This is a genomic window from Candidatus Pantoea carbekii (assembly GCF_000971765.1).
Classification (GTDB): Bacteria; Pseudomonadota; Gammaproteobacteria; order Enterobacterales; family Enterobacteriaceae; genus Pantoea_A; species Pantoea_A carbekii.
The window spans coordinates 693584-715651 of the sequence record NZ_CP010907.1 but is presented as its reverse complement, the minus strand read 5'-3'; the positions used below and the strand labels follow the sequence as shown (position 1 = coordinate 715651).

Genomic DNA, 22068 nt, shown 5'->3' with positions numbered 1-22068 from the left:
GTAGGTGATGTCTGAATTAATTACTGTAGCTCGCCCTTATGCTACAGCAGCTTTTAACTTTGCTGTGGAACATCAAAATGTGGATCACTGGCAATGCATGCTAACTTTTGCTTCAGCTGTTTCCTCTGACCAACAGATAGCAACGTATCTATCAGGTACTTTAGTAGCAGCTGAACCCTTATCTTCTCTTTTCAATTTAATTTGCGGTAATTATCTTGATCAAAATGGTCAAAATCTAATTAAAATTTTAGCAGAAAACCGACGTTTATCAATTTTACCTATTATATTACAACAATTTATTCAATTGCGAAATACATATGAAGGTATCATTGAAGTTAATGTGATTTCTACTCATATGTTAAGTAATAGACAGTTAAAGAACATTTATCTTTCTATGCAAAAAAATTTATCATGTAAAATCAAATTAAATTGTACATTTGATCAGTCTATCATAGGAGGTATAATTATCCGCATAGATGATTTAGTGATCGATGGCAGCGTGCGTAACCGTCTTGAGCGTTTAAAAAACGTCTTGCAGTCTTAAGGAGACTAAGGCATATGAAACTGAATTCTAACGAAATTAGTGAACTGATTAAGCAGCGTATTACTCAGTTTAATGTCGCAAGTGAAACCTATAACGAAGGTACTATTGTTTCTGTGAGTGACGGTATTATTCGTATACACGGCCTAACTGATGTTATGCAAGGCGAAATGATCAGTTTAAAAAGTAACCGCTATGCCATTGCATTAAACCTTGAACGTGATTCTATCGGTGCGGTAGTAATGGGTCCTTACAGTGACCTTGTAGAAGGTATGAAAGTAAAGTGTACAGGCCGTATTTTAGAAGTACCAGTGGGTCGTGGTTTATTAGGTCGTGTAGTAAATACTTTAGGAATACCTATCGATGGTAAAGGGAATATTGAACATGATGGTTTTTCTGCAGTTGAGGTTATTGCACCCGGTGTCATTGATCGTGAATCAGTAAGACAACCTGTGCAGACCGGTTACAAATCTATAGATGCGATGGTTCCTATTGGTCGTGGCCAGCGTGAACTGATCATCGGAGATCGTCAAACCGGCAAAACTGCTATGGCAATTGATACCATCATAAATCAGCGTAATACCGATATTAAATGTATTTATGTAGCTATTGGTCAAAAAGCATCCACTATATTTCAGGTTGTACGCAAATTAGAAGAGCATGGTGCATTATTTAATACTATTATAGTCGTTTCTTTTGCATCGGAATCTGCAGTATTACAGTATCTTGCGCCCTATGCTGGTTGTACGATGGGCGAATATTTTCGTGATCGTGGTGAAGACGCACTAATTGTATATGATGATTTATCTAAACAAGCTATTGCTTATCGGCAAATTTCTTTATTGTTACGTCGACCCCCGGGTCGAGAAGCTTTTCCAGGAGATGTTTTTTATCTTCATTCTCGTCTTTTAGAACGAGCATCTCGTGTTAGTACTGATTATGTTGAACGTTGTACTAATGGTACAATAAAAGGTAAAACTGGTTCACTCACTGCTATGCCAATTATTGAAACACAGGCTGGTGATGTTTCTGCATTTGTTCCTACTAATGTCATTTCAATTACTGATGGCCAAATTTTTTTAGAGTCTAATCTTTTTAATGCGGGAATTCGTCCGGCTGTTAACCCAGGTATTTCAGTTTCTAGAGTAGGCAGTGCTGCCCAAAGCAAAATTATTAAAAAATTGTCCGGGGGAATTCGTACTGCATTAGCACAATATCACGAATTAGCTGCATTTTCTCAATTTTCTTCTGATCTAGATGATACTACGCGCAAACAATTAATATATGGACAAAAAGTAACTAATTTACTTAAACAAAAACAATATGCACCTATGTCTCTCGCTCAACAAAGTTTAATTTTGTTTGCTGCTGAGTATAATTTTTTAAATGATGTTGAATTATCAAAAATTGCTAGTTTTGAAGATGCGTTATTAAAATTTGCGCAGCAACAATATTCTTCTTTAATAGAAGAAATTAATTACGAAGGTAACTTCAATGATCACATTGAAACTCAACTAAAAAATCTGCTTGAAGCGTTTAAGGAAAGCTGTTCTTGGTAATACTTGAAATTCTTGAGTTCTAAGGAGTTAGAATGAATGGTTGGTGTAAAAGAAATACGTACTAAGATCGATAGTGTAAAAAATACCCAAAAAATTACTAAAGCAATGGAAATGGTTGCAGCATCAAAAATGCGTAAAACGCAAGAACATATGGCAATTAGTCGTCCGTATTCTTATGCCATTCGTAAAGTAATCAATCATCTGTTACTAGGTAGTTTAGAATACAAGCATCCTTATCTTCATAATCGTGATGTAAGACGTATTGGTTATTTAGTTATTTCCACAGATCGTGGACTTTGCGGTAGCTTAAATATTAATCTATTTAAAAAATTACTTTTGGAAATGCAAACATGGTCTATTAAAGGCGTTCAGAGTGATTTAACTTTAATCGGTTCAAAAGGTGTTTCATTTTTTAGTTCTATTAGTGCTAATATTGTTGCTCAAGTGACAGGTATATGTAACAAGCCTACTCTGTCTGATTTAATTGGACCGATAAAAATAATGTTAAAATCTTACGATGAAGGTATTACTGACAAATTATATATTATCAGTAATAAATTTAATAATACAATGTCTCAAATTCCAGTGATTACTCAATTATTACCATTAACATCTACAGAAAGCGAAGCAGAAAAAATAAAAGTTAAAAAATGGGATTATTTATATGAACCGGATTCAAAACCATTGCTAGATGTTCTATTACGTCGTTATATAGAATCTCAAGTGTATCAATTTCTTGTAGAAAACTTAGCTAGTGAACAAGCTGCGCGTATGGTAGCAATGAAAGCTGCAACTGATAACAGCATATCTTTAATCAAAGATTTACAGTTAGTTTATAATAAAGCTCGTCAAGCTAACATTACTCAGGAAATTACCGAGATAGTCTCAGGAGCCTCGGCAGTCTGATTAGTAATAGAATGAGCTAGAGGATTCAAATATGGCAACAACTGGAAAAATTGTCCAGATTATCGGTGCTGTAGTTGATGTGGAGTTCCCTCAGGACTCAGTACCACATGTATATAACGCTCTTGAAGTTAAAAATGGTGCTGTGCATTTAATATTAGAAGTGCAGCAACAGTTGGGGGGTGGTGTAGTTCGTACTATTGCTATGGGTTCTTCAGATGGTTTAAAACGTCATTTGACAGTCGTTGACTTAAAAAAACCCATTCAAGTTCCGGTGGGTAAAGCAACGCTAGGCCGTATAGTGAATGTATTAGGCCAACCGATAGATATGAAAGGAGCATTAAAAGCAGAAGATGGAAGTGAAGTAGAGGTATCCTCTATTCACCGTGTACCACCTTCTTATGAAGAACAATCAAGCTCTCAGGAGTTACTAGAAACAGGTATTAAGGTAATTGATTTAATTTGTCCATTTGCTAAAGGCGGTAAAGTTGGTTTATTTGGTGGAGCAGGTGTAGGTAAAACTGTAAATATGATGGAATTAATCCGTAATATAGCAGCTGAACATTCAGGTTATTCAGTTTTTGCGGGTGTAGGTGAACGTACGCGCGAAGGCAACGATTTCTACCACGAAATGATTGACTCTAATGTAATTGATAAAGTAGCTTTAGTATACGGTCAAATGAACGAACCACCGGGTAATCGTTTACGTGTAGCATTGACTGGTCTAACCATGGCAGAAAAATTTCGCGATGAAGGACGTGATGTTTTGCTCTTTATAGATAATATCTATCGCTATACTTTAGCAGGTACAGAAGTATCAGCATTATTAGGTCGTATGCCTTCTGCAGTAGGTTATCAGCCTACATTGGCGGAAGAAATGGGAGTATTGCAAGAAAGAATTACTTCTACTAAAACGGGTTCCATTACTTCAGTACAAGCTGTGTATGTACCTGCAGATGATTTGACAGATCCGTCTCCTGCAACTACTTTTGCGCATTTAGATTCAACCGTTACATTGAGTCGTCAAATTGCGTCTTTGGGTATCTATCCTGCTGTTGATCCGCTTAATTCTACTAGCCGTCAATTAGATCCATTGGTTGTAGGTCAAGAACATTATAATGTAGCATGTGGTATACAAGCTATATTGCAGCGTTATCAGGATTTGAAAGACATCATTGCAATTCTTGGTATGGATGAATTATCTGAAGAAGATAAATTATTAGTAGCACGGGCACGCAAAATTCAGCGTTTTTTATCTCAGCCTTTTTTTGTTGCTGAAGTTTTTACTGGTTTTCCAGGGAAATACGTCACACTAAAGAATACTATCTATGGTTTTAAGGGTATTTTAGAAGGTAAATTTGATCATTTGCCAGAACAGGCTTTCTATATGGTCGGATCAATCGAAGAAGCAACGGAAAAAGCAAAAAATATTATGGTATCATTATGACTTTCCATTTAAATGTAGTCAGTGTAGAAAAACAAATATTTTTTGGTCTAGTTAAGCGAATTCAAATATCAGGTAGTGAAGGTGATTTAGGTATTCATTCAGGCCATGCACCCTTGTTGACTACTATTAAACCCGGAATGATTTACATCGTTAAAAAAAATAATGAACATGAATATATTTATCTATCAGGCGGTATTTTAGAAGTACAGCCCTATAATACAACTGTATTAGCTGATACAGCAATTCGTGGTCAAGATCTTGATGAAGCAAAAGCATTAGCAGCTAAAAATAAAGCAGAAAAAAATATCACTAATAGTTGTAGAGATCTTGACTATGCTCAAGCAGCTGCAGAGTTGGCAAAAGCCATTGCAAAACTGCGCGTTATTGAATTATTAAAGAAAGCAATGTAATGAATATGAATACGATTAATAGTATGTGGATTGAAAAATTAGCATTTTATACTGAAATTTTTTATTATCACTGGAAGTGATTAATGTATGTAACGCAATTTAAAATTAATTGTTTTTAGTAATGTGAATAATTATAAATTATATAATACAATGAAAAAATCAGGATTTTTATGTCTATAAGCAATATAAGTATAGTTATTTTAGCAGCAGGAAAAGGTAGACGTTTATATTCTGATGTTCCTAAAGTATTACATATTCTAGCAGGTAAACCCATATTACAGTATGTAATTGATACGGCTATATGTATAGGCGCACGACAAATTCATCTTGTGTATGGTTATTGTGGGGATTTACTTAAAGAAACGCTGGGAAGAAATGTATCATTAAATTGGATATTACAGAAAGAACAACGTGGTACCGGGCATGCAATTCAACAAGCTGCGCCTTTTTTTTTTGATGATGAAGATATCTTAATTCTTTACGGTGATGTACCGTTAATATCTAAAAAAACATTACAACGATTATACGAAGAGAAACCTGATGGTGGTATTAGTTTATTGACTGCCATAGTCGATAGTCCGGCTGGATACGGTCGTATTATACGTAACCATGGTGATGTAATAGGAGTTGTTGAAGAAATAGATGCCTCTTTAAAAGAAAAAAATATTTACGAAATTAATGCTGGTATGTTAATTGCTAACGGTGCTGATTTAAAACGTTGGCTAGCAATGTTAGATAATTGTAATAAACAAAAAGAATTCTACATAACAGATATTATTTCTATAGCATATCGTGAAGGACGTTCAATTAAAGTCGTGCATCCCGAACGTATTAGTGAAATTTATGGAGTAAATAATCATGTACAACTTGCTACGCTTGAAAGACTTTATCAAAAAGAACAAGCGGAAAGATTATTATTAGCCGGTGTAACACTTTACGATCCAACTCGTTTTGACCTACGTGGTACATTAGAACACGGACGAGATATCAAAATCGACAGCAATGTTATCATTGAAGGTCAAGTTATTTTAGGAAATCGTGTCACCATAGGAACAGGATGTATTATTAAAAATAGTATAATAGCTGATGATTGTAAGATTAGTCCTTATACAATAATTGAAGATTCAAATTTAGCTAATTCGTGTACTGTTGGTCCATTCGCACATTTGCGATTAGAAAGCACATTAGATGAAAGGGTACACGTCGGTAATTTTGTTGAGATTAAAAAAACTATATTAGGTAAAAACTCGAAAACAGGTCATTTGTCTTATATCGGTGATGCAAAAATTGGACAAAACGTTAATATAGGCGCTGGTACTATTACTTGTAATTATGACGGTTCAAATAAATTTGAAACCACTATAGGGAATGATGTTTTCATAGGTTCTGATAGTCAGCTAGTGGCACCGGTGACAGTGGTAGATAATGTAACTATTGCTGCTGGCACTACAGTGATGAAAGATATTTTTACAGCTGATTTAGTTTACAACAAAAAAGAGCAACACCATAAATGTAATTGGAAGCGTCCTAATAAAAAATAGATTTCGATGATTCAGAATCATATTTCTATTTGACAGTAGTATTAAAATTATATTTCGTTTTTTAAAAATACCTTTAAAACCATAAAACAGGCTATCAAATTAGATAGTACAAATACTATCATGGGTTCAGTATCCTATGCATGCTAGGAAGAAATTACTATGTGTGGAATTATTGCTGCAATAGCGCAGCGTGACATCGTAGAAATTCTCTTGGAAGGTTTACGTCGATTAGAATATCGTGGATATGACTCTGCTGGATTAACTGTAATTAACGAATCTGGGCATGCAATACGCTTACGTCGATTAGGGAAAGTGCAGAAATTGGTAGAAGCTGTAGAGCATCTATCTCTAGTTGGCGGTACGGGGATTGCACATACCCGTTGGGCTACACATGGTCAACCATCAGAAGTTAATGCGCACCCACATATTTCTAAGCATATTATTATTGCGCATAATGGTATAATTGAAAATCATGCATCTCTGCGTGTAAAATTAATCGAACATGGTTATGAATTTGTCTCTGAAACCGATAGTGAAGTAGTAGCACATCTAATTCATTGGGAACAACAAATGCAAGGCGGTACGTTATCCGAGGTAGTATTACGTGTTATTCCACAGTTACAAGGTGCCTACGGTATAGTAGTTATGGACAGTCGAGATCCATCAGTACTATTAGCCATTCGTTTAGGGAGCCCATTAGTAATTGGACAAGGAATTCGTGAGAACTTTATAGCTTCTGATGAATTAGCGTTATTACCTGTAACGCGCCGTTTTATCTATTTAGAAGAAGGTGACATTGCGGAAGTAAGACGTGGTCACATAAAAATTTTAAATCAAAATGGTAAGCCAGTACAGCGTTTTGGAATTAAATCTAATGTGCAATATGACGCAAATGATAAGGGCCACTATAGTCATTATATGCACAAAGAAATTTATGAACAACCTATAGCGATTAAAAATACACTCACCGGTCGATTAAAGCAAGATAAGATCAATCTAAGCGAATTAGGTGATAATTTTAAAATGTTGCTTAATCAAGTAGAGCATATCCAGATCATTGCTTGTGGCACTTCATACAATTCTGGTATGGTATCCCGTTATTGGTTTGAATCATTAGCTAATATGCCTTGTGATGTTGAAATTGCTTCTGAGTACCGCTATCGTAAACCTGCTGTGCGCAGAAATAGTCTATTTATTGCTTTGTCACAGTCAGGCGAAACGGCAGATACTTTAGAAGCACTCCGTCTTTCAAAAAAATTGGACTATCTTGGATCTCTAGCTATTTGTAATGTAGAGAGTTCCTCTTTAGTGCGTGAATCAGATTTAGCTTTAATGACTAAAGCTGGGATTGAAATCGGTGTAGCATCTACTAAAGCATTTACTGCTCAGTTAACGGTATTATTAATGTTAGTCGTAAAATTAGCTCGATTACACGGTATGGCAGCAATAACTGAATATAAAATTGTACAAATTTTAAAAAAATTGCCGACTCGAATCGAACAAATTCTAACACAGGAAAAAACTATACAAAAATTAGCAGAAGGTTTTTATGATAAAAATCATGCGTTGTTTCTAGGCCGAGGTGATCAGTACCCAATCGCTATGGAAGGAGCATTAAAACTGAAAGAAATTTCTTATATTCATGCTGAAGCTTACGCAGCTGGTGAGCTAAAACATGGACCATTAGCATTGATCGATGAAAATATCCCAGTAATTGTAATTGCCCCCAATAATCAACTTTTGGAAAAATTAAAATCAAATATTGAAGAAGTTCGTACTCGTGGTGGTTTGTTATATATTTTTACTGATAAAGACGCGGGTTTTAAAGCAAATGAAAAAATAAAAATTATTTCATTACCATATGTTGAAGAATTAATTGCACCAATCTTCTACATTTTACCACTTCAGTTGCTTTCATATCATGTAGGATTAATTAAAGGAACAAATGTTGATCAACCACGTAATTTGGCAAAATCAGTAACTGTAGAATAATGGATTGCCATCTAAATAATAGTTGCAAAAAATATAAATATTTTCAAATAATGAAAAACAAAAAATACTATAAATATACCGAGTTAAGGATGATGGTATTATGAAATAATTAATAATTATTATAACAATAATTCAGTGAATTTGTTTAGAGAAAATTTTTTGTTGAACAATGTATTATATCATTAAATTCCAAGGTGATTTTTCAGTACGTTTATTATTAACCATAAAACATAGATATGTGCGATGTATGTTATATACATAATTATGATTTATAACTGCATATAAGCACTGAACAACTAATATGATGAAAGTGCATTCTTTAATTTTATTTTTAGAATAATTTTAAATTTCATGCATAACAGTGTAATAATGTCCGTAAACATGGTTACTTACCAATGCAAAAGGTTGAGAAAATACGTTTTAGTAAATTATTAGATGTAAATTTTCCAGTAATTTCATTAAGTGATAATTGTGCACTGCGTAAATTTTCTGCTAATAATTCAACTGAAAAACCTTCGAAAAGTTGTTCTTGGCATTGTTTTAAATAAGTATTTGCTAAATCTAAAGCGTGTAAATGGCGGCGACGTGCTAAAAAATCACCCTCTATATTATTGTTAGGAGTTTCTATAGCTTGTTTAAGGTAATTGCAAAGTATGTCTATACCCTCCCCTGTACTTACAGACAAACTAATAAATACACGATTATTTAATTTCCTCAATCCAATTGGTTCACCAGTCATGTCTGCTTTATTACGAATTAGCATAACTGGTAGCTGCGTTGGTAAACGTGTTATAAAATCGGGCCAAATATTAATATTAGTAATATTTGCATCAACCATAAATAATACATGATCAGCTTGTATTATTTCTTTCCAAGCACGTTCAATACCAATCTCTTCTATTGGATCACTAGTCTCGCGTAAACCTGCTGTATCAGCAATATGTAATGTGATTCCATCAAGACAAATATGTTCTCGCAGTACATCCCGAGTAGTTCCAGCAAAATTGGTCACAATAGCGGTTTCACGACCAGTTAATCTATTTAAAAGACTGGATTTTCCGGAATTAGGATATCCGGCAATTACTACTTTCATTCCTTCACGTAACAAACTACCTTTATGCGCTATACTACGTGTAGTATTAAGTTGATCAATAATTTTATTTAACTGTTCTTTAATTTCATCGATAGATAAAAAATTGATTTCTTCATCTACAAAATCAATAGCAGTTTCTACGTAAGCACGTAAATTGGTAAGAGTTTCTACCATTGCATTAACACGGATAGAAAATGCTCCCTGCAGTGAATTAACTGCAGCATGTGCTGCTCTTTCAGAATTAGCATATATTAGATCCGAAACAGCTTCTGCCTGTGCCAAGTCCAACTTACCATTCAGAAAAGCGCGCTCTAAAAACTCTCCTGGATTAGCAATACGAATATCAGGTATTGCTATAATACGTTTTAGTAATAAATCGAGTATGATAGGCCCACCATGCCCTTGTAATTCTAGTACGTCTTCACCAGTAAAGGAGTGTGGACCCGGAAACCACAGAACAATACCTTTATCAATTATATTACCATGGGCATCATAAAACGCTAAATAGTGCGCATAACGTGGATTTGGTAATTTTCCTAATACAGCTTTTGCTACCTGAGCTGATTTTTTACCAGAAATACGCAGAATTCCAACACCGCCATGCCCTGCAGGAGTGGCTTGAGCGGCAATAGTATCTATCATCGAGATCATACCCTAAGTTTTAATTAAAAAAATTAAGAATAATAAATATTATTTCCTATAGCATAATTTAGTTGAAAATAATATTTTAGCTATCACGATTGTAAAGACCGCGCTTTTCTAAAGAACGATAAATGATTTGTTGCTGCAGAACAGTAAATAGATTACTAACAATGTAATATAATACTAAACCTGATGGAAACCACAGAAAAAAAAGAATAAAAATTATTGGCATATAAGCCATTATTTTCTGTTGCAACGGATCGGTTACAGTACTAGGCGACATTTTCTGCATTAAGAACATTGTAATACCCATCATGATCGGAAGAATATAGTAAGGATCTTGTGCGGACAAATCGCGAATCCATAAAATAAATGGTGCATGACGCAGTTCTACCGAACATGAAAGCATATAGTATAAAGCAAGAAAAATAGGCATCTGAATAATAAGAGGAAGACAACCGCCTAATGGATTGACTTTTTCTGATTTATATAATGCAATCATTTCTTGACTAATTTTTTGTTTATCATCTCCTAAACGATCACGCATAGCTTTAATCTTTGGTTGCAACATGCGGGTTTTTGCCATAGAAGTGTACTGTGCTTTAGTAAGAGGATACATAATACCGCGCACAATAAACGTAATAAAAATTATAGAAAAACCCCAGTTTTCAATAAAAGCATGTAAAAATTTAAGCAATTTAAACAAAGGGTGAGCAATAAACCATAACCAGCCATAATCAACGGTTAGATCCAAGTACGGAGCAATAGCAGCCATTTCATTTTGAATTTTTGGACCGATCCATAAAGTTGCACTAGTATGTCGCTGTTGACCTGAATTTACAATAATTGGGATAGATTTATACCCAATACATACAATTCCATTGCCTAAATTATTGGTATACAATGTATTATTACCGTCTGTTTTTGGTATCCAAGCTGTTGCAAAATATTGTTCTAACATTGCTACCCAGCCATTTCTAGTAATGACATGCAAATGTTGATTATCAATGATAGTGTCAAATTTATATTTTTCGTATTTTAAATTAGTTGTAGAATATGCAGCACCACGAAATGTATGCAAAGCAAAATTATTACTATCATGATCACGATATTTAGGAAGGTTAATAGATTGTTTTAACTGAGCAAATAATATTACTTCAAGTGGTTTGGAAGTAGTATTATTAATATCATAATCGACGTTAACTACAAACTCTCCACGTTTTAAGGAAAAGGTTTTAGTGTAAACCACGCCATTGTTATCTTTCCAACGAAATGGTATACGTAATTCGTTTTGTCCTTTTGATAACTCAAAATGAGTTTGAGAAGTTTGATATAGTGGTCGAGTATAGTTAGTCTTTAGATTATCTGGACCATTAATTCCTATCAATCCACTTTGTGCTTGATAAATAAATGAAGGTGTAGTGTCTAGCAGTGATATTGGTATATCTGAACCTAATTTATTTGCGTAAGTTAATAGCTGCGCCTGTTCAATATCGCCACCACGACTATTAACATGTAGCAATAATACATCAGTTTTGATTGTGACTATTGATTTAGAATTGCCTAGTGTATCTAAAGGTGTTGTTATATAACTCACTGCATTACTACTATTGCTTTTGTGCAAAGTTTGGCTCTGTTGTTGCTGTGAACTATGATCTATCTGCCAAGATTGCCACATTATAAAAGATATCGATAGAAAAGCAATGAGGAAAAGATTAAGCTGCGAATCCATCATTAATGTTCTCTTATATTAAGGTTTTTTAGTGGAACAAAATCTTCTCCACCTGCATTAAAAGGATGGCATTTAAATATGCGTTTAATTGTTAGCCAAGCGCCTTTTGCTATACCAAAACGGTATAAAGCTTCTATTGCATACTGTGAACAAGTAGGATAAAAGCGGCAGTGAGGGCCCAGCAACGGACTAATAATACACTGATACAGATATATCAGTGTAATTAGAAAGCGCGTGCCAATAGACAGTGATGAAGCCATAATGTCTCTAATATTTTATTAAGTGTGCTATTATCGAGGTTAGCAATTCCTTGTTTCGCTACGACAACAAAATCCATTTCAGGTAATATGTGTTGGTGTTTTCGAAAGCTTTCACGTATTAATCGCTTAATTCGATTGCGTTCATGCGCTGTTTTTACATATTTTTTGGCGACTGTTAAACCAACTCGTGGATATTTTAACGAATTACATCGACTAAGTATAGTAATATTATTCTTTCTAGCTCGTTGCGGATATTGGAAGACATATCTAAAATGAGCAGAAGTTAACAAACGTAATGCTCTTGGAAACTTAAACGTATTCATTATTTTAATTTTTAGAAGATACCGTTAAACGTCTTCTACCTTTAGCACGGCGACGTGATATAATCTGACGTCCATGTTTAGTAGCCATACGGGCACGAAAACCATGAGAACGCATACGCTTTAAAATAGACGGTTGAAAAGTACGTTTCATATATATTGACCTTTCTATAATTATATTTGAAGTTTTATTAAGATAATGTACATATTCTACAAATAAAATGATTAAGTACTCAACCTACTTTTAAGTAAGTTAGAAAACGAAATTGTAATAATTATAAATTCCAGAGTCAATTAACTCCATATTTAGAATACTATCTCATCGTATTAGATAGCACATTCTAAGTACAGCTAGCTAATGTTAGATTAGTGAGTGTGATACTATAAGACATTAAAATAATTACAAAGAAAAAATTATATGAAGAATAAATGGTAAAAGGCAAAAACAATATTACAGTATTTTAAAATTTATTGCAGCTGAATCATTCGAAAGATAGAAACTTGATGGCATCTTTAATATCATATGAATATAATAGTATATTAGGTTAAATTAAGAACTCTGTGTCTTTGATTGGATGATTGTTCTTCCTATCTTGAACAATTTCCTATTATCGATAAGGTTGATATTATGAAAACATGTTTGCAATTTTTTTTAAATACATTTATTAAAAGTATTTTTTATTATTGCTAACAATTCTTGTCGATTTTGTACAAATGGAGTCCGCCGTGTCACCTAAGTTTTGGCAACATTGTCTTGCGTATTTACAGGATGAACTTCCTGCTACTGAATTCAGCATGTGGATTCGGCCGTTACGGGTTAACTTCAAGGACAATACATTAGCTTTCTATGCACCCAATCGGTTTGTACTCGACTGGGTACGAGAAAAATATCTTAATAATATTAATAGTGTATTAAACAAATTTTGTGGTTCAAATATTCCATCACTGCATTTTGAAGTAGGCACGTTTTCAATAAAACAAGCTACTAAAACTCAAATCGAAATGGAAAAATTCAAGAACATTAGCCATAGCTCTACATTTCTAGAAAATAGTTGGGCAAAAACATCCATGGAACGCTCAAATTGGAATGCCATGCCAGCCCATGCAGACGTTACTTATTGTGATCATGTTAATAATCGTCACAATTTTGATAATTTTATAGAAGGTAAATCTAATCAATTAGCACGGGCAGCAGCACGTCAAGTAGCAAATAATCCGGGTAGAGCTTATAATCCGTTGTTTCTTTATGGTGCCACTGGTCTCGGTAAAACTCATTTGCTACACGCAGTATTTAACTGTATTATTATATGCAAATCAAATGCAAGAGTAGTTTATATGCATTCTGAACGTTTTGTTCAGAATATGGTAAAAGCTCTTCAAAACAATGCAATAGAACAATTCAAGTATTATTATCGTTCTGTAGATGCATTACTTATCGATGATATTCAATTCTTTGCTAACAAAGAACGTTCACAGGAAGAATTTTTTCATACTTTTAATGCATTGTTTGAAGGTCATCAACAAATTATCTTGACTTCTGATCGTTATCCTAAAGAAATTCACGGTGTAGAAGATCGTCTTAAATCACGTTTTGGTTGGGGATTGACAGTTGCTATTGAACCACCAGAATTAGAAACACGCGTAGCAATATTAATGAAAAAAGCGCATGAAAATCACATCGCCTTACCATGTGAAGTAGCTTTTTTTATTGCTAAACAATTGCGTTCTAATGTTCGCGAACTAGAAGGTGCACTAAATCGTGTCATTGCTAATGCTAATTTTAGCAGTCGTGCTATTACTATCGACTTAGTACGAGAAGCTTTGCGTGATTTATTAGTTTTACAAGAAAAATTAGTTACTATCGATAACATCCAGAAGACAGTAGCTGCATATTATAAAATTAAAGTATGTGATTTATTATCAAAACAGCGTTCGCGATCTGTAGTACGTCCACGTCAAATGGCTATGGTAATGGCTAAAAAACTTACTAATCATAGTTTTACAGAAATTGGTCATGCGTTTGGTGGTCGCGATCATACTACTGTATTGCATGCTTGTCGAAAAATTGAGCAGTTACGAGAAGAAACAAATGATATAAAAAAAGATTTTTCTAATCTTATTCAGACTTTATCTTCATAATTTCCATGAAATTTATTATACAGCGCGAAAAATTATTAAGACCTTTGCAACAAGTTAATAGTTTAATTAGCAAACGTCAAATTTTGCCAATCCTTGGCAATATATTGCTTCAGGTAAATGAAGGCATACTATTATTAACTGGCACTAATTTAGAAACAGAAATGGTTGCACGTATCGTATTAACCCAAGAGTATCATCCAGGAGCTATTACGGTATCTTCTCGCAAATTTCTTGACATTTGCCGTAATCTACCTGAAGCATCACAAATTAATCTAACTTTAAAAGGTGATCGTATAATAATTTATTCTTACCGTAGCCGTTTTTCACTTTCTACATTACCTGCTAGTGACTTTCCTAATATAGAAAATTGGGAAATTAAAATAGATTTTAATCTTTCCCAGGCAACGTTAAAGCGTCTTATTGAAGATACATCTTTTTCTATGGCAAATCAGGATGTACGTTACTTTCTAAATGGTATAATGTTTGAAACTAATAATAATGAGTTGCGTACTGTAGCGACCGATGGACACCGTTTAGCCATTTGTTCACAGCAGATTTCGCAGGTATTAAAAAAACATTCTGTAATAATACCACGTAAAGGTGTGATTGAACTAGTACGCTTACTTAATAGCAGTGAAAAAACGTTGCAAATACAGATTGGTAGTAGTAAAATACGCGCTTGTATCGATGAGTTTATCTTTACATGTAAATTAGTCGATGGGTCCTTTCCTGACTATCGTCATGTATTATTGAACAATGCAGATAAAATATTAGAAATAAACTGTGAATTATTGAAAAAAGCATTTACTCGAGTATCAATTTTATCAAATGAAAAATTTCGCAGTGTAAATATTCATATAATTAAAAATCAGCTTAAAATTACTGCTAATAATTTAGAACACGAAAAAGCAGAAGAAATATTAGATATTCATTATGTAGGAGAAGAATTAGAAATTTCGTTTAATATTAATTATTTACTAGATGTATTAAATACATTAAAATGTAAAACTGTACGTTTATCGCTAACTGATTCTGCTTCAAGCATGCAAATAGAAGATGCTATTAACCCAGTTTCGACTTACGTTATTATGCCAATGAGATTATAGAACGTATTAATTTTAGTATAACTAAATATATTATTTTGATATATCAGTTTTAGTTAATTCTGCATTATACATGCTTGTGCTATGTAATACATTTTTTAAAATTAGATAAGTAATCAGTTGATATAGTGAATTTATTTTTATGCTTTAAGTATTGACAGTGTGTCAGAATTTATAATGAATAAATGTAATTATCAAAACATTTAAGAACCATTAGATTTTACAAGATGATAAAAATTGATATTTAATATAATAAGTAATAACTAATTATAGTTATTATCAAATAATTAGTTATTATCAAATAATTTAATTATTTTGAAATTAGTAAATTCGAGATTGTAAATAATTGCTTTGAAATATTTAATAATCATTAATGCTGGAACATCCAAATTGATTATTATTTTTACAATGCAGGCAGATTTTTATATTGATTTCATAAAATTTAATTGCATAGTAAATATACTAATAAATTTAGCAGAAATACGCTTGCTCACTATGTTTTAATCTCTTGTGTAATACTAGAATTAATGATTTTTACTTTGAATAAACTGAAGTAAATTAATAATATGTAACTATGTTATACGCTAAATAATTAAATTGAAAAAAATTGCTATTTAAATTAGTTTTGAGTAAAATAACAATTAACGTTTAAATTTTATTCTCGCAAAAATATTTATATTAGCTTTCTGCATTAAAGAACTTTAAGTACCATGACCATGGTACTTAAATACAAGTATTCAATAGTCTGCAATAAAGCTAATGGTTTTATTTAAAACAAGCAGTTAACACAATTTAAAATTTTATTTAGTTAAATTAAAATTTTGTATCCACAGGATATAATTGTAAAATTTGTATTTCCAGCATCTTAATAGAATTCAAATGTAGATTACAGTCGCATATTAATCGACTGAATCATCTTAAAAAAAACCATATAGTCTCAATTGCACTGGTTTTTAAAGTAATAAGATAGTAAAGTATGATTAATATGAGAATTAAAAATATAATTTATTATTGTATCGATAAAATCTATTCTAAATCAAAAATTTAAATCTTAACTAACAATGACATGAGTGAGAAAATTAGATGTCGAATTCCTATGACTCCTCTAGTATTAAAGTCCTCAAAGGACTTGATGCAGTGCGCAAACGTCCAGGTATGTATATTGGTAACACAGATGATGGAACTGGTTTGCATCATATGGTATTCGAAGTTGTAGATAACGCTATCGATGAAGCGCTCGCTGGCCAATGTAATAATATTATTGTAACTATTCATACAGATAATTCTGTAACAGTAGAAGATAATGGTCGAGGTATCCCAACTGGTATTCATCCTGAAGAAGGGATCTCTGCTGCTGAAGTAATTATGACCGTATTACATGCAGGTGGTAAATTTGATGATAATTCGTATAAGGTCTCTGGTGGTTTACACGGTGTAGGTATTTCGGTAGTAAACGCACTGTCGCAAAAACTCGATTTAATCATTCATCGTGATGGAAAAATATACCAACAAATTTACATTCATGGTGTACCACAGAGCGCATTAAGTATAATTGGCAATAATACTACAGTAACCGGTACGTGCATACGTTTTTGGCCCAGTTATGATATCTTCTCTAACGTAATTGAATTTGAATATGATATTCTAGCAAGACGTTTACGTGAATTGTCATTTTTAAATTCTAGCATCTGGATTCGGCTGAAAGATAAACGTAATAATAAGCAAGATCACTTTCATTATGAAGGAGGTATTCAAGCGTTTGTTGAGTATTTAAATCGCAATAAAAATCCCATTCACGCTAATATTTGTTATTTTTCTTCTGAAAAAGACAATATCAGCATGGAGATTGCTTTGCAGTGGAATGATGGTTTTCAGGAAAACATCTACTGCTTTACTAACAATATTCCACAACGTGATGGTGGCTCTCATTTAGCAGGTTTTCGTGCAGCCGTAACTCGTACATTTAATGTATATGTAGAGAAGGAAGGATACAATAAAAAAAACAAAATTAATATTACAGGCGAGGATGCACGTGAAGGTTTAGTGGCAGTTATATCGGTAAAAGTAGCGGATCCAAAATTTTCCTCACAGACTAAAGAGAAATTAGTTTCGTCGGAAGTCAAGTCCGCAGTTGAACAACAGACAAATGAAATTTTACAAGAATATCTTCTAGAAAGGCCATATGATGCTAAAATAATCATAACTAAAATTATTGATGCAGCAAGGGCACGCGAAGCAGCACGTCGAGCACGAGAAATAACTCGTCGTCAAGGTGTACTTGATTTAGCTGGATTGCCGGGTAAATTAGCAGATTGCCAGGAACGTGATCCAGTATTTTCTGAAATATATTTAGTTGAGGGAGATTCTGCTGGTGGATCCGCAAAACAAGGGCGCAATCGTAAAAATCAAGCGATTTTACCACTGAAAGGCAAGATTCTTAACGTTGAAAAAGCGCGCTTTGATAAAATGCTTTCTTCACAAGAAGTAGCTACTTTAATTACTGCTTTAGGCTGTGGTATCGGGCGTGATGAGTATAATCCAGACAAACTACGTTATCATAGTATTATAATTATGACTGATGCAGACGTAGATGGTTCGCATATTCGTACTTTGCTATTGACATTTTTCTATCGCCAAATGCCTGAAATTATTGAACGAGGTCATGTTTATATTGCTCAACCGCCTCTTTATAGAGTTAAAAAAGGAAAACAAGAACAGTATATAAAAGACGATGAGGCAATGGATAAATATAAGATTTCTATAGCGCTGGAAGGTGCTAAGCTAAATATTAACAATACGTTAATCATAAGTGGCGAAGAACTTAAAAAATTAGTCGTTGAATTGAATAGTACCTATAGAATGATTAAACGTATGGAACGTTTTTTTCCGTTTTCGTTACTACATGCACTAATTTATAATCCCGCTTTAAGTGATCTGAGTAATAAAAATACAGTAAAAAAATGGTCGGAAAGTTTAGTAAGTTATCTAGCTAAGTCAGAAGTACAGAACAGCTCTTATACAGTACAGATACAAGAGGATAAAACGTTAAATATATTTTTTCCTATACTGCAAGTTCGTACTCATGGTATAGAAAGACATTATGCACTAAATATTGATTTCATCAATGGGTTGGAATACCGTAAAATTTGTTTTTTAGGTAACGAATTACGTGGTTTAATTAAAGAAAATACTTTTATAGAACGCGGCGAACATCGTCAATTAGTAACTAATTTTGAAGAAGCGTTTGAATGGCTTGCTAAAGAATCTCAACGTGGTTTATATATGCAGAGGTATAAAGGTTTGGGAGAAATGAATCCAGTACAATTATGGACTACTACTATGGATCCAGAAAGTCGATGTATGCGACGTGTTACTGTTAAAGATGCTATAGCTGCTGATCAACTTTTCACTACATTAATGGGTGATGCAGTAGAACCCAGACGGGCATTTATAGAAGAAAATGCATTGAAAGTTTCTAATATTGATATTTAAACTGTCAAGATTTTACTCGCGATTAAAAAATGCCTTTGTTAGTTATGTATTTTATAGCAAACTATTTATTTTCTTTCATATAATTTTATATTATATGATGTTGTAAATCAAACGACCTCCAAAAACACATGTGTTATAATTTAATTAATTAATTTAATATATATTTAATAATTCTTATTTATATAATATTTTCGATCTATTTTCAGATTATAAATTTTAAATTAAATAGTTTACGTGAAATTTTTAAAATATGTATTGCGTGAGTTGAAAACTAATTTCAAATCCTTATATTTGGAATGCGAACATGTTTTAGTCGCCATGATCAATTAGATACCTTGTATCAATAATTTAATAATGGAAAGTTACCAAAGCTTATTGATTATCAGGAGTTTTATGATGCATAATTTTAATCTCTCTCCCTCGTATCGGTCTTCTGTAGATTTTAATGATACATTTAATATAGTTAGATCTAATCACGACAAATCTAATGATGGGTATCCTTTGTACAATATTGAATTAACTGATGACGAAAACCATTATCGTATTACGGTTGCTGTAGCAGGTTTTGCAGAAGAGGAATTAGATATTACTTTGCATAACAATATTTTAGTAGTGTGTGGAGTACATGATTCTACAAAACAAAAAGATCGTAGATATTTATACCGAGGTATTACTGAACATAATTTTGAGAAAAAATTTCAACTGGCTGAACAAATTACCGTACGCGATGCACGTCTTGAAAATGGTTTATTAATTATTGATTTAGAACATTTTATTTCAAAAAAAGAAAAACCACGTCGCATAGAAATAATTAAATAATTATTTTTTAATTTACATTAAGCGCTCTGTACTCACTGACTCTGAACAACCATATGGACTTATTAATTGGTTTGTTGAAGATTGTCCTTCATATCATTTGTTAAAAAAAGATGTATTATATTGAGTGTCTTGATATGAAAACATGTTATTAATAACACAAATTTAAGATAACGTCTTAATTTTTTTAAATTTTGCATTTTTTGATATACTTGGATTGAATGATAGTAGTCAACTTTGTTTTTTTATTGTTTTATAATGTTTAATATAGTTATTAAAGTAATAAAGTAGAATGTATCTACCTTTAATAGTCAATTGAGAAGATCGAAAATATGAAAGTATCTAGATTATACTATGTTGCATGAAAATCCTATCATGCTTTTCTAGTAATTCTGTGCTAAAACAGATACACTGAATGTCAAATAATAAAATATCAGTTTCACCAATTCATAATATTCATCAATGTTGGGTTGTTTCATGCTAGTCAAAATGTTAATTTCAACGCTAGTAGGTCTAGATAGTTTTTGTAACGATCCATCTAGCGCTTTTCTAAATGCTGATAATGGCACATTAGCACTTCTTCAGCATAATGAACCAACGTTTTATGTATTGACATGACACTTCAACAATTAGCACTGTTATTAGCATCAGAAACAGTAACTAAGAAGCCTAACAATGTTTCGCTAGATGAAAATGTGTTTTTTATGATAATCTCGTCCTTACACAAGGAGGTAAGTTTGCTATGTATGAGGGTTGGCAACCAGAAGATGATTTTAACGTCAAGCAGAAGTCAGTATGGGGCATAACAACGTAAGTTAATCTCCAACAGCGCATGAAATCGCCGCTTTTATCGCATATTCGCAAGATGAAGGACGCTTTTTTCATCATGTACAATGGTAATAAAAATTGGCAAGAAATATACAAATGAATCGTTTTGCTAATAATAGACACCAAAGACGAATTATTAGTCAATTTGCAAGTACTCATTACGATATTCCCGATGGTTTCCGAGGTGAACAATGAAAACGCCAAACGATCTATTTAGTCGTTTAAAGAAGCTTATACCGTCTAATATCAAACCAAAATTTGAAAGCGGTGAAGAATTGTTAGCTTGGAATCAAGAACAAGGTCGCTTACGTTCTGAAGCAATTTTGCTCGAAAATCGTGCTATGAAAATGCAACGTGTTATGGGTCGTTCTGGTATTCGTGAATTGTATATGAATTGTTCATTTGATAACTATCGAGTAGAAAATAATGGGCAACGCAAAGCATTAAATCTAGCCCGAGAGTACGCAGCTAAATTTGAAAACAGTATAGCTAGTTTTGTTTTTACTGGAAGACCAGGTACTGGGAAGAATCATCTTTCAGCAGCAATAGGTAATGATTTAATTTTACGCGGTAAGAGCGTTGTAATTCTTACTGTAGCTGATTTAATGTCAAGTATGAAAAGTACTTTTAATGGAAGTAGTAGTGTTACAGAACAACGTTTACTACATGATCTCAGCCATGTTAATTTGTTGGTAATAGACGAAATTGGAATACAAAGTGAATCACGTTATGAAAAAGTAATAATTAATCAGATTGTTGATCGTCGTTCTTCTTCAAAACGTCCAACAGGCATGCTTTCAAATCTTGATCCTTCGAGTATGAACGCATTGCTGGGTGAGCGTGTAATGGATCGTATGCGTCTTGGAAATAGTTTATGGGTACGTTTTGATTGGGAAAGTTATCGCAGTCGTATAAGAGGTGATGAATATTAATTCTATGCTATTAATTATAGTTTGATAATAATATTTTCGTTATTATTTCTGTTTCATTTAGTTTAAATTTGATTAAGTAAAATATACATATGTTTTAAATAGTTAAAATATTATTAATTAGGGTTTTCTCTCTTTAGAGTATCTATAGTATACTTAATTATTTTATGTAAATACGCTATCATAATTCTCTTTTTAAGAATAGCATAAAAAAATCAGTAGTTTCTAGATTATTATATAAAATAACAATTGTCGTATTACTAAATCATGTTTTTATAAAGTACTTTACACTAATATTATTGAATTTCTCTAATTAATACA

Annotated in this window: 18 protein-coding genes; 13 read left to right on the top strand and 5 right to left on the bottom strand. The window is 32.8% G+C overall.

Annotated features, from left to right (window positions below):
• Positions 1-7 precede the first annotated feature (7 nt).
• The 7 genes from atpH (at position 8) to glmS (ending at position 8393) form a co-directional block, all read left to right on the top strand.
• Entirely contained in the window at positions 8-544 is a 537-nt protein-coding gene (gene atpH, locus BMSBPS_RS02535; protein WP_044169928.1) for a F0F1 ATP synthase subunit delta, read from the top strand.
• Between the two features lie 14 nt (positions 545-558).
• Positions 559-2100, top strand: a complete 1542-nt coding sequence (atpA, locus tag BMSBPS_RS02530) for a F0F1 ATP synthase subunit alpha (protein WP_022564032.1) — start codon at positions 559-561, stop codon at positions 2098-2100.
• 36 nt (positions 2101-2136) lie between these two features.
• On the top strand, positions 2137-3006 hold the full coding sequence (gene atpG / locus BMSBPS_RS02525; protein ID WP_022564031.1) for a F0F1 ATP synthase subunit gamma: 870 nt from the start codon (positions 2137-2139) through the stop codon (positions 3004-3006).
• Between the two features lie 31 nt (positions 3007-3037).
• Entirely contained in the window at positions 3038-4450 is a 1413-nt protein-coding gene (gene atpD, locus BMSBPS_RS02520; protein WP_022564030.1) for a F0F1 ATP synthase subunit beta, read from the top strand.
• Complete coding sequence (locus BMSBPS_RS02515; protein ID WP_044169927.1) at positions 4441-4860, top strand: F0F1 ATP synthase subunit epsilon; 420 nt, start codon at positions 4441-4443, stop codon at positions 4858-4860. The genes atpD and BMSBPS_RS02515 overlap by 10 nt, the downstream gene beginning before the upstream one ends.
• Positions 4861-5030: 170 nt before the next feature.
• Positions 5031-6401 (top strand): bifunctional UDP-N-acetylglucosamine diphosphorylase/glucosamine-1-phosphate N-acetyltransferase GlmU, encoded by a 1371-nt coding sequence (gene glmU, locus BMSBPS_RS02510; protein WP_022564028.1) that lies wholly within the window; start codon positions 5031-5033, stop codon positions 6399-6401.
• A 159-nt stretch (positions 6402-6560) separates the two neighbouring features.
• Entirely contained in the window at positions 6561-8393 is a 1833-nt protein-coding gene (glmS, locus tag BMSBPS_RS02505; RefSeq protein WP_046201148.1) for a glutamine--fructose-6-phosphate transaminase (isomerizing), read from the top strand.
• Positions 8394-8778: 385 nt separating this feature from the next.
• On the opposite strand, the gene mnmE is transcribed toward glmS, so the two are convergent.
• From mnmE to rpmH, 5 genes are all read right to left on the bottom strand, one after another.
• Positions 8779-10134: a tRNA uridine-5-carboxymethylaminomethyl(34) synthesis GTPase MnmE gene (gene mnmE, locus BMSBPS_RS02500; protein WP_044170052.1), complete on the bottom strand. Its 1356-nt coding sequence runs from the start codon at positions 10132-10134 to the stop codon at positions 8779-8781.
• 79 nt (positions 10135-10213) lie between these two features.
• Positions 10214-11860 carry a membrane protein insertase YidC gene (gene yidC / locus BMSBPS_RS02495; RefSeq protein WP_044170050.1) on the bottom strand — a complete coding sequence of 549 codons (1647 nt, stop codon included), beginning with the start codon at positions 11858-11860 and terminating at the stop codon, positions 10214-10216.
• Between the two features lie 2 nt (positions 11861-11862).
• Positions 11863-12120 (bottom strand): membrane protein insertion efficiency factor YidD, encoded by a 258-nt coding sequence (gene yidD / locus BMSBPS_RS02490; protein WP_022564024.1) that lies wholly within the window; start codon positions 12118-12120, stop codon positions 11863-11865.
• Positions 12084-12443 (bottom strand): ribonuclease P protein component, encoded by a 360-nt coding sequence (gene rnpA / locus BMSBPS_RS04540; protein ID WP_071880134.1) that lies wholly within the window; start codon positions 12441-12443, stop codon positions 12084-12086. Before rnpA ends, yidD begins: the two co-directional genes overlap by 37 nt.
• A 4-nt stretch (positions 12444-12447) precedes the next feature.
• Positions 12448-12594, bottom strand: a complete 147-nt coding sequence (gene rpmH, locus BMSBPS_RS02485; RefSeq protein ID WP_022564022.1) for a 50S ribosomal protein L34 — start codon at positions 12592-12594, stop codon at positions 12448-12450.
• A 572-nt stretch (positions 12595-13166) separates the two neighbouring features.
• On the opposite strand from rpmH, the gene dnaA reads away from it, so the two are divergent.
• From dnaA to dnaC, 6 genes are all read left to right on the top strand, one after another.
• Positions 13167-14579: a chromosomal replication initiator protein DnaA gene (gene dnaA, locus BMSBPS_RS02480; RefSeq protein WP_046201147.1), complete on the top strand. Its 1413-nt coding sequence runs from the start codon at positions 13167-13169 to the stop codon at positions 14577-14579.
• A gap of 5 nt (positions 14580-14584) precedes the next feature.
• Entirely contained in the window at positions 14585-15685 is a 1101-nt protein-coding gene (gene dnaN, locus BMSBPS_RS02475; RefSeq protein WP_022564020.1) for a DNA polymerase III subunit beta, read from the top strand.
• 1080 nt (positions 15686-16765) lie between these two features.
• Positions 16766-19174, top strand: coding sequence for a DNA topoisomerase (ATP-hydrolyzing) subunit B (gene gyrB / locus BMSBPS_RS02470; RefSeq protein WP_022564019.1), 2409 nt, complete (start codon positions 16766-16768; stop codon positions 19172-19174).
• A 396-nt stretch (positions 19175-19570) separates the two neighbouring features.
• Positions 19571-19993 carry an Hsp20 family protein gene (locus BMSBPS_RS02465; RefSeq protein ID WP_022564018.1) on the top strand — a complete coding sequence of 141 codons (423 nt, stop codon included), beginning with the start codon at positions 19571-19573 and terminating at the stop codon, positions 19991-19993.
• A 474-nt stretch (positions 19994-20467) separates the two neighbouring features.
• Positions 20468-20608 carry a hypothetical protein gene (locus BMSBPS_RS04625; RefSeq protein ID WP_158414191.1) on the top strand — a complete coding sequence of 47 codons (141 nt, stop codon included), beginning with the start codon at positions 20468-20470 and terminating at the stop codon, positions 20606-20608.
• Between the two features lie 401 nt (positions 20609-21009).
• Positions 21010-21750: a DNA replication protein DnaC gene (dnaC, locus tag BMSBPS_RS02455; RefSeq protein ID WP_022564016.1), complete on the top strand. Its 741-nt coding sequence runs from the start codon at positions 21010-21012 to the stop codon at positions 21748-21750.
• Positions 21751-22068: the final 318 nt, after the last annotated feature.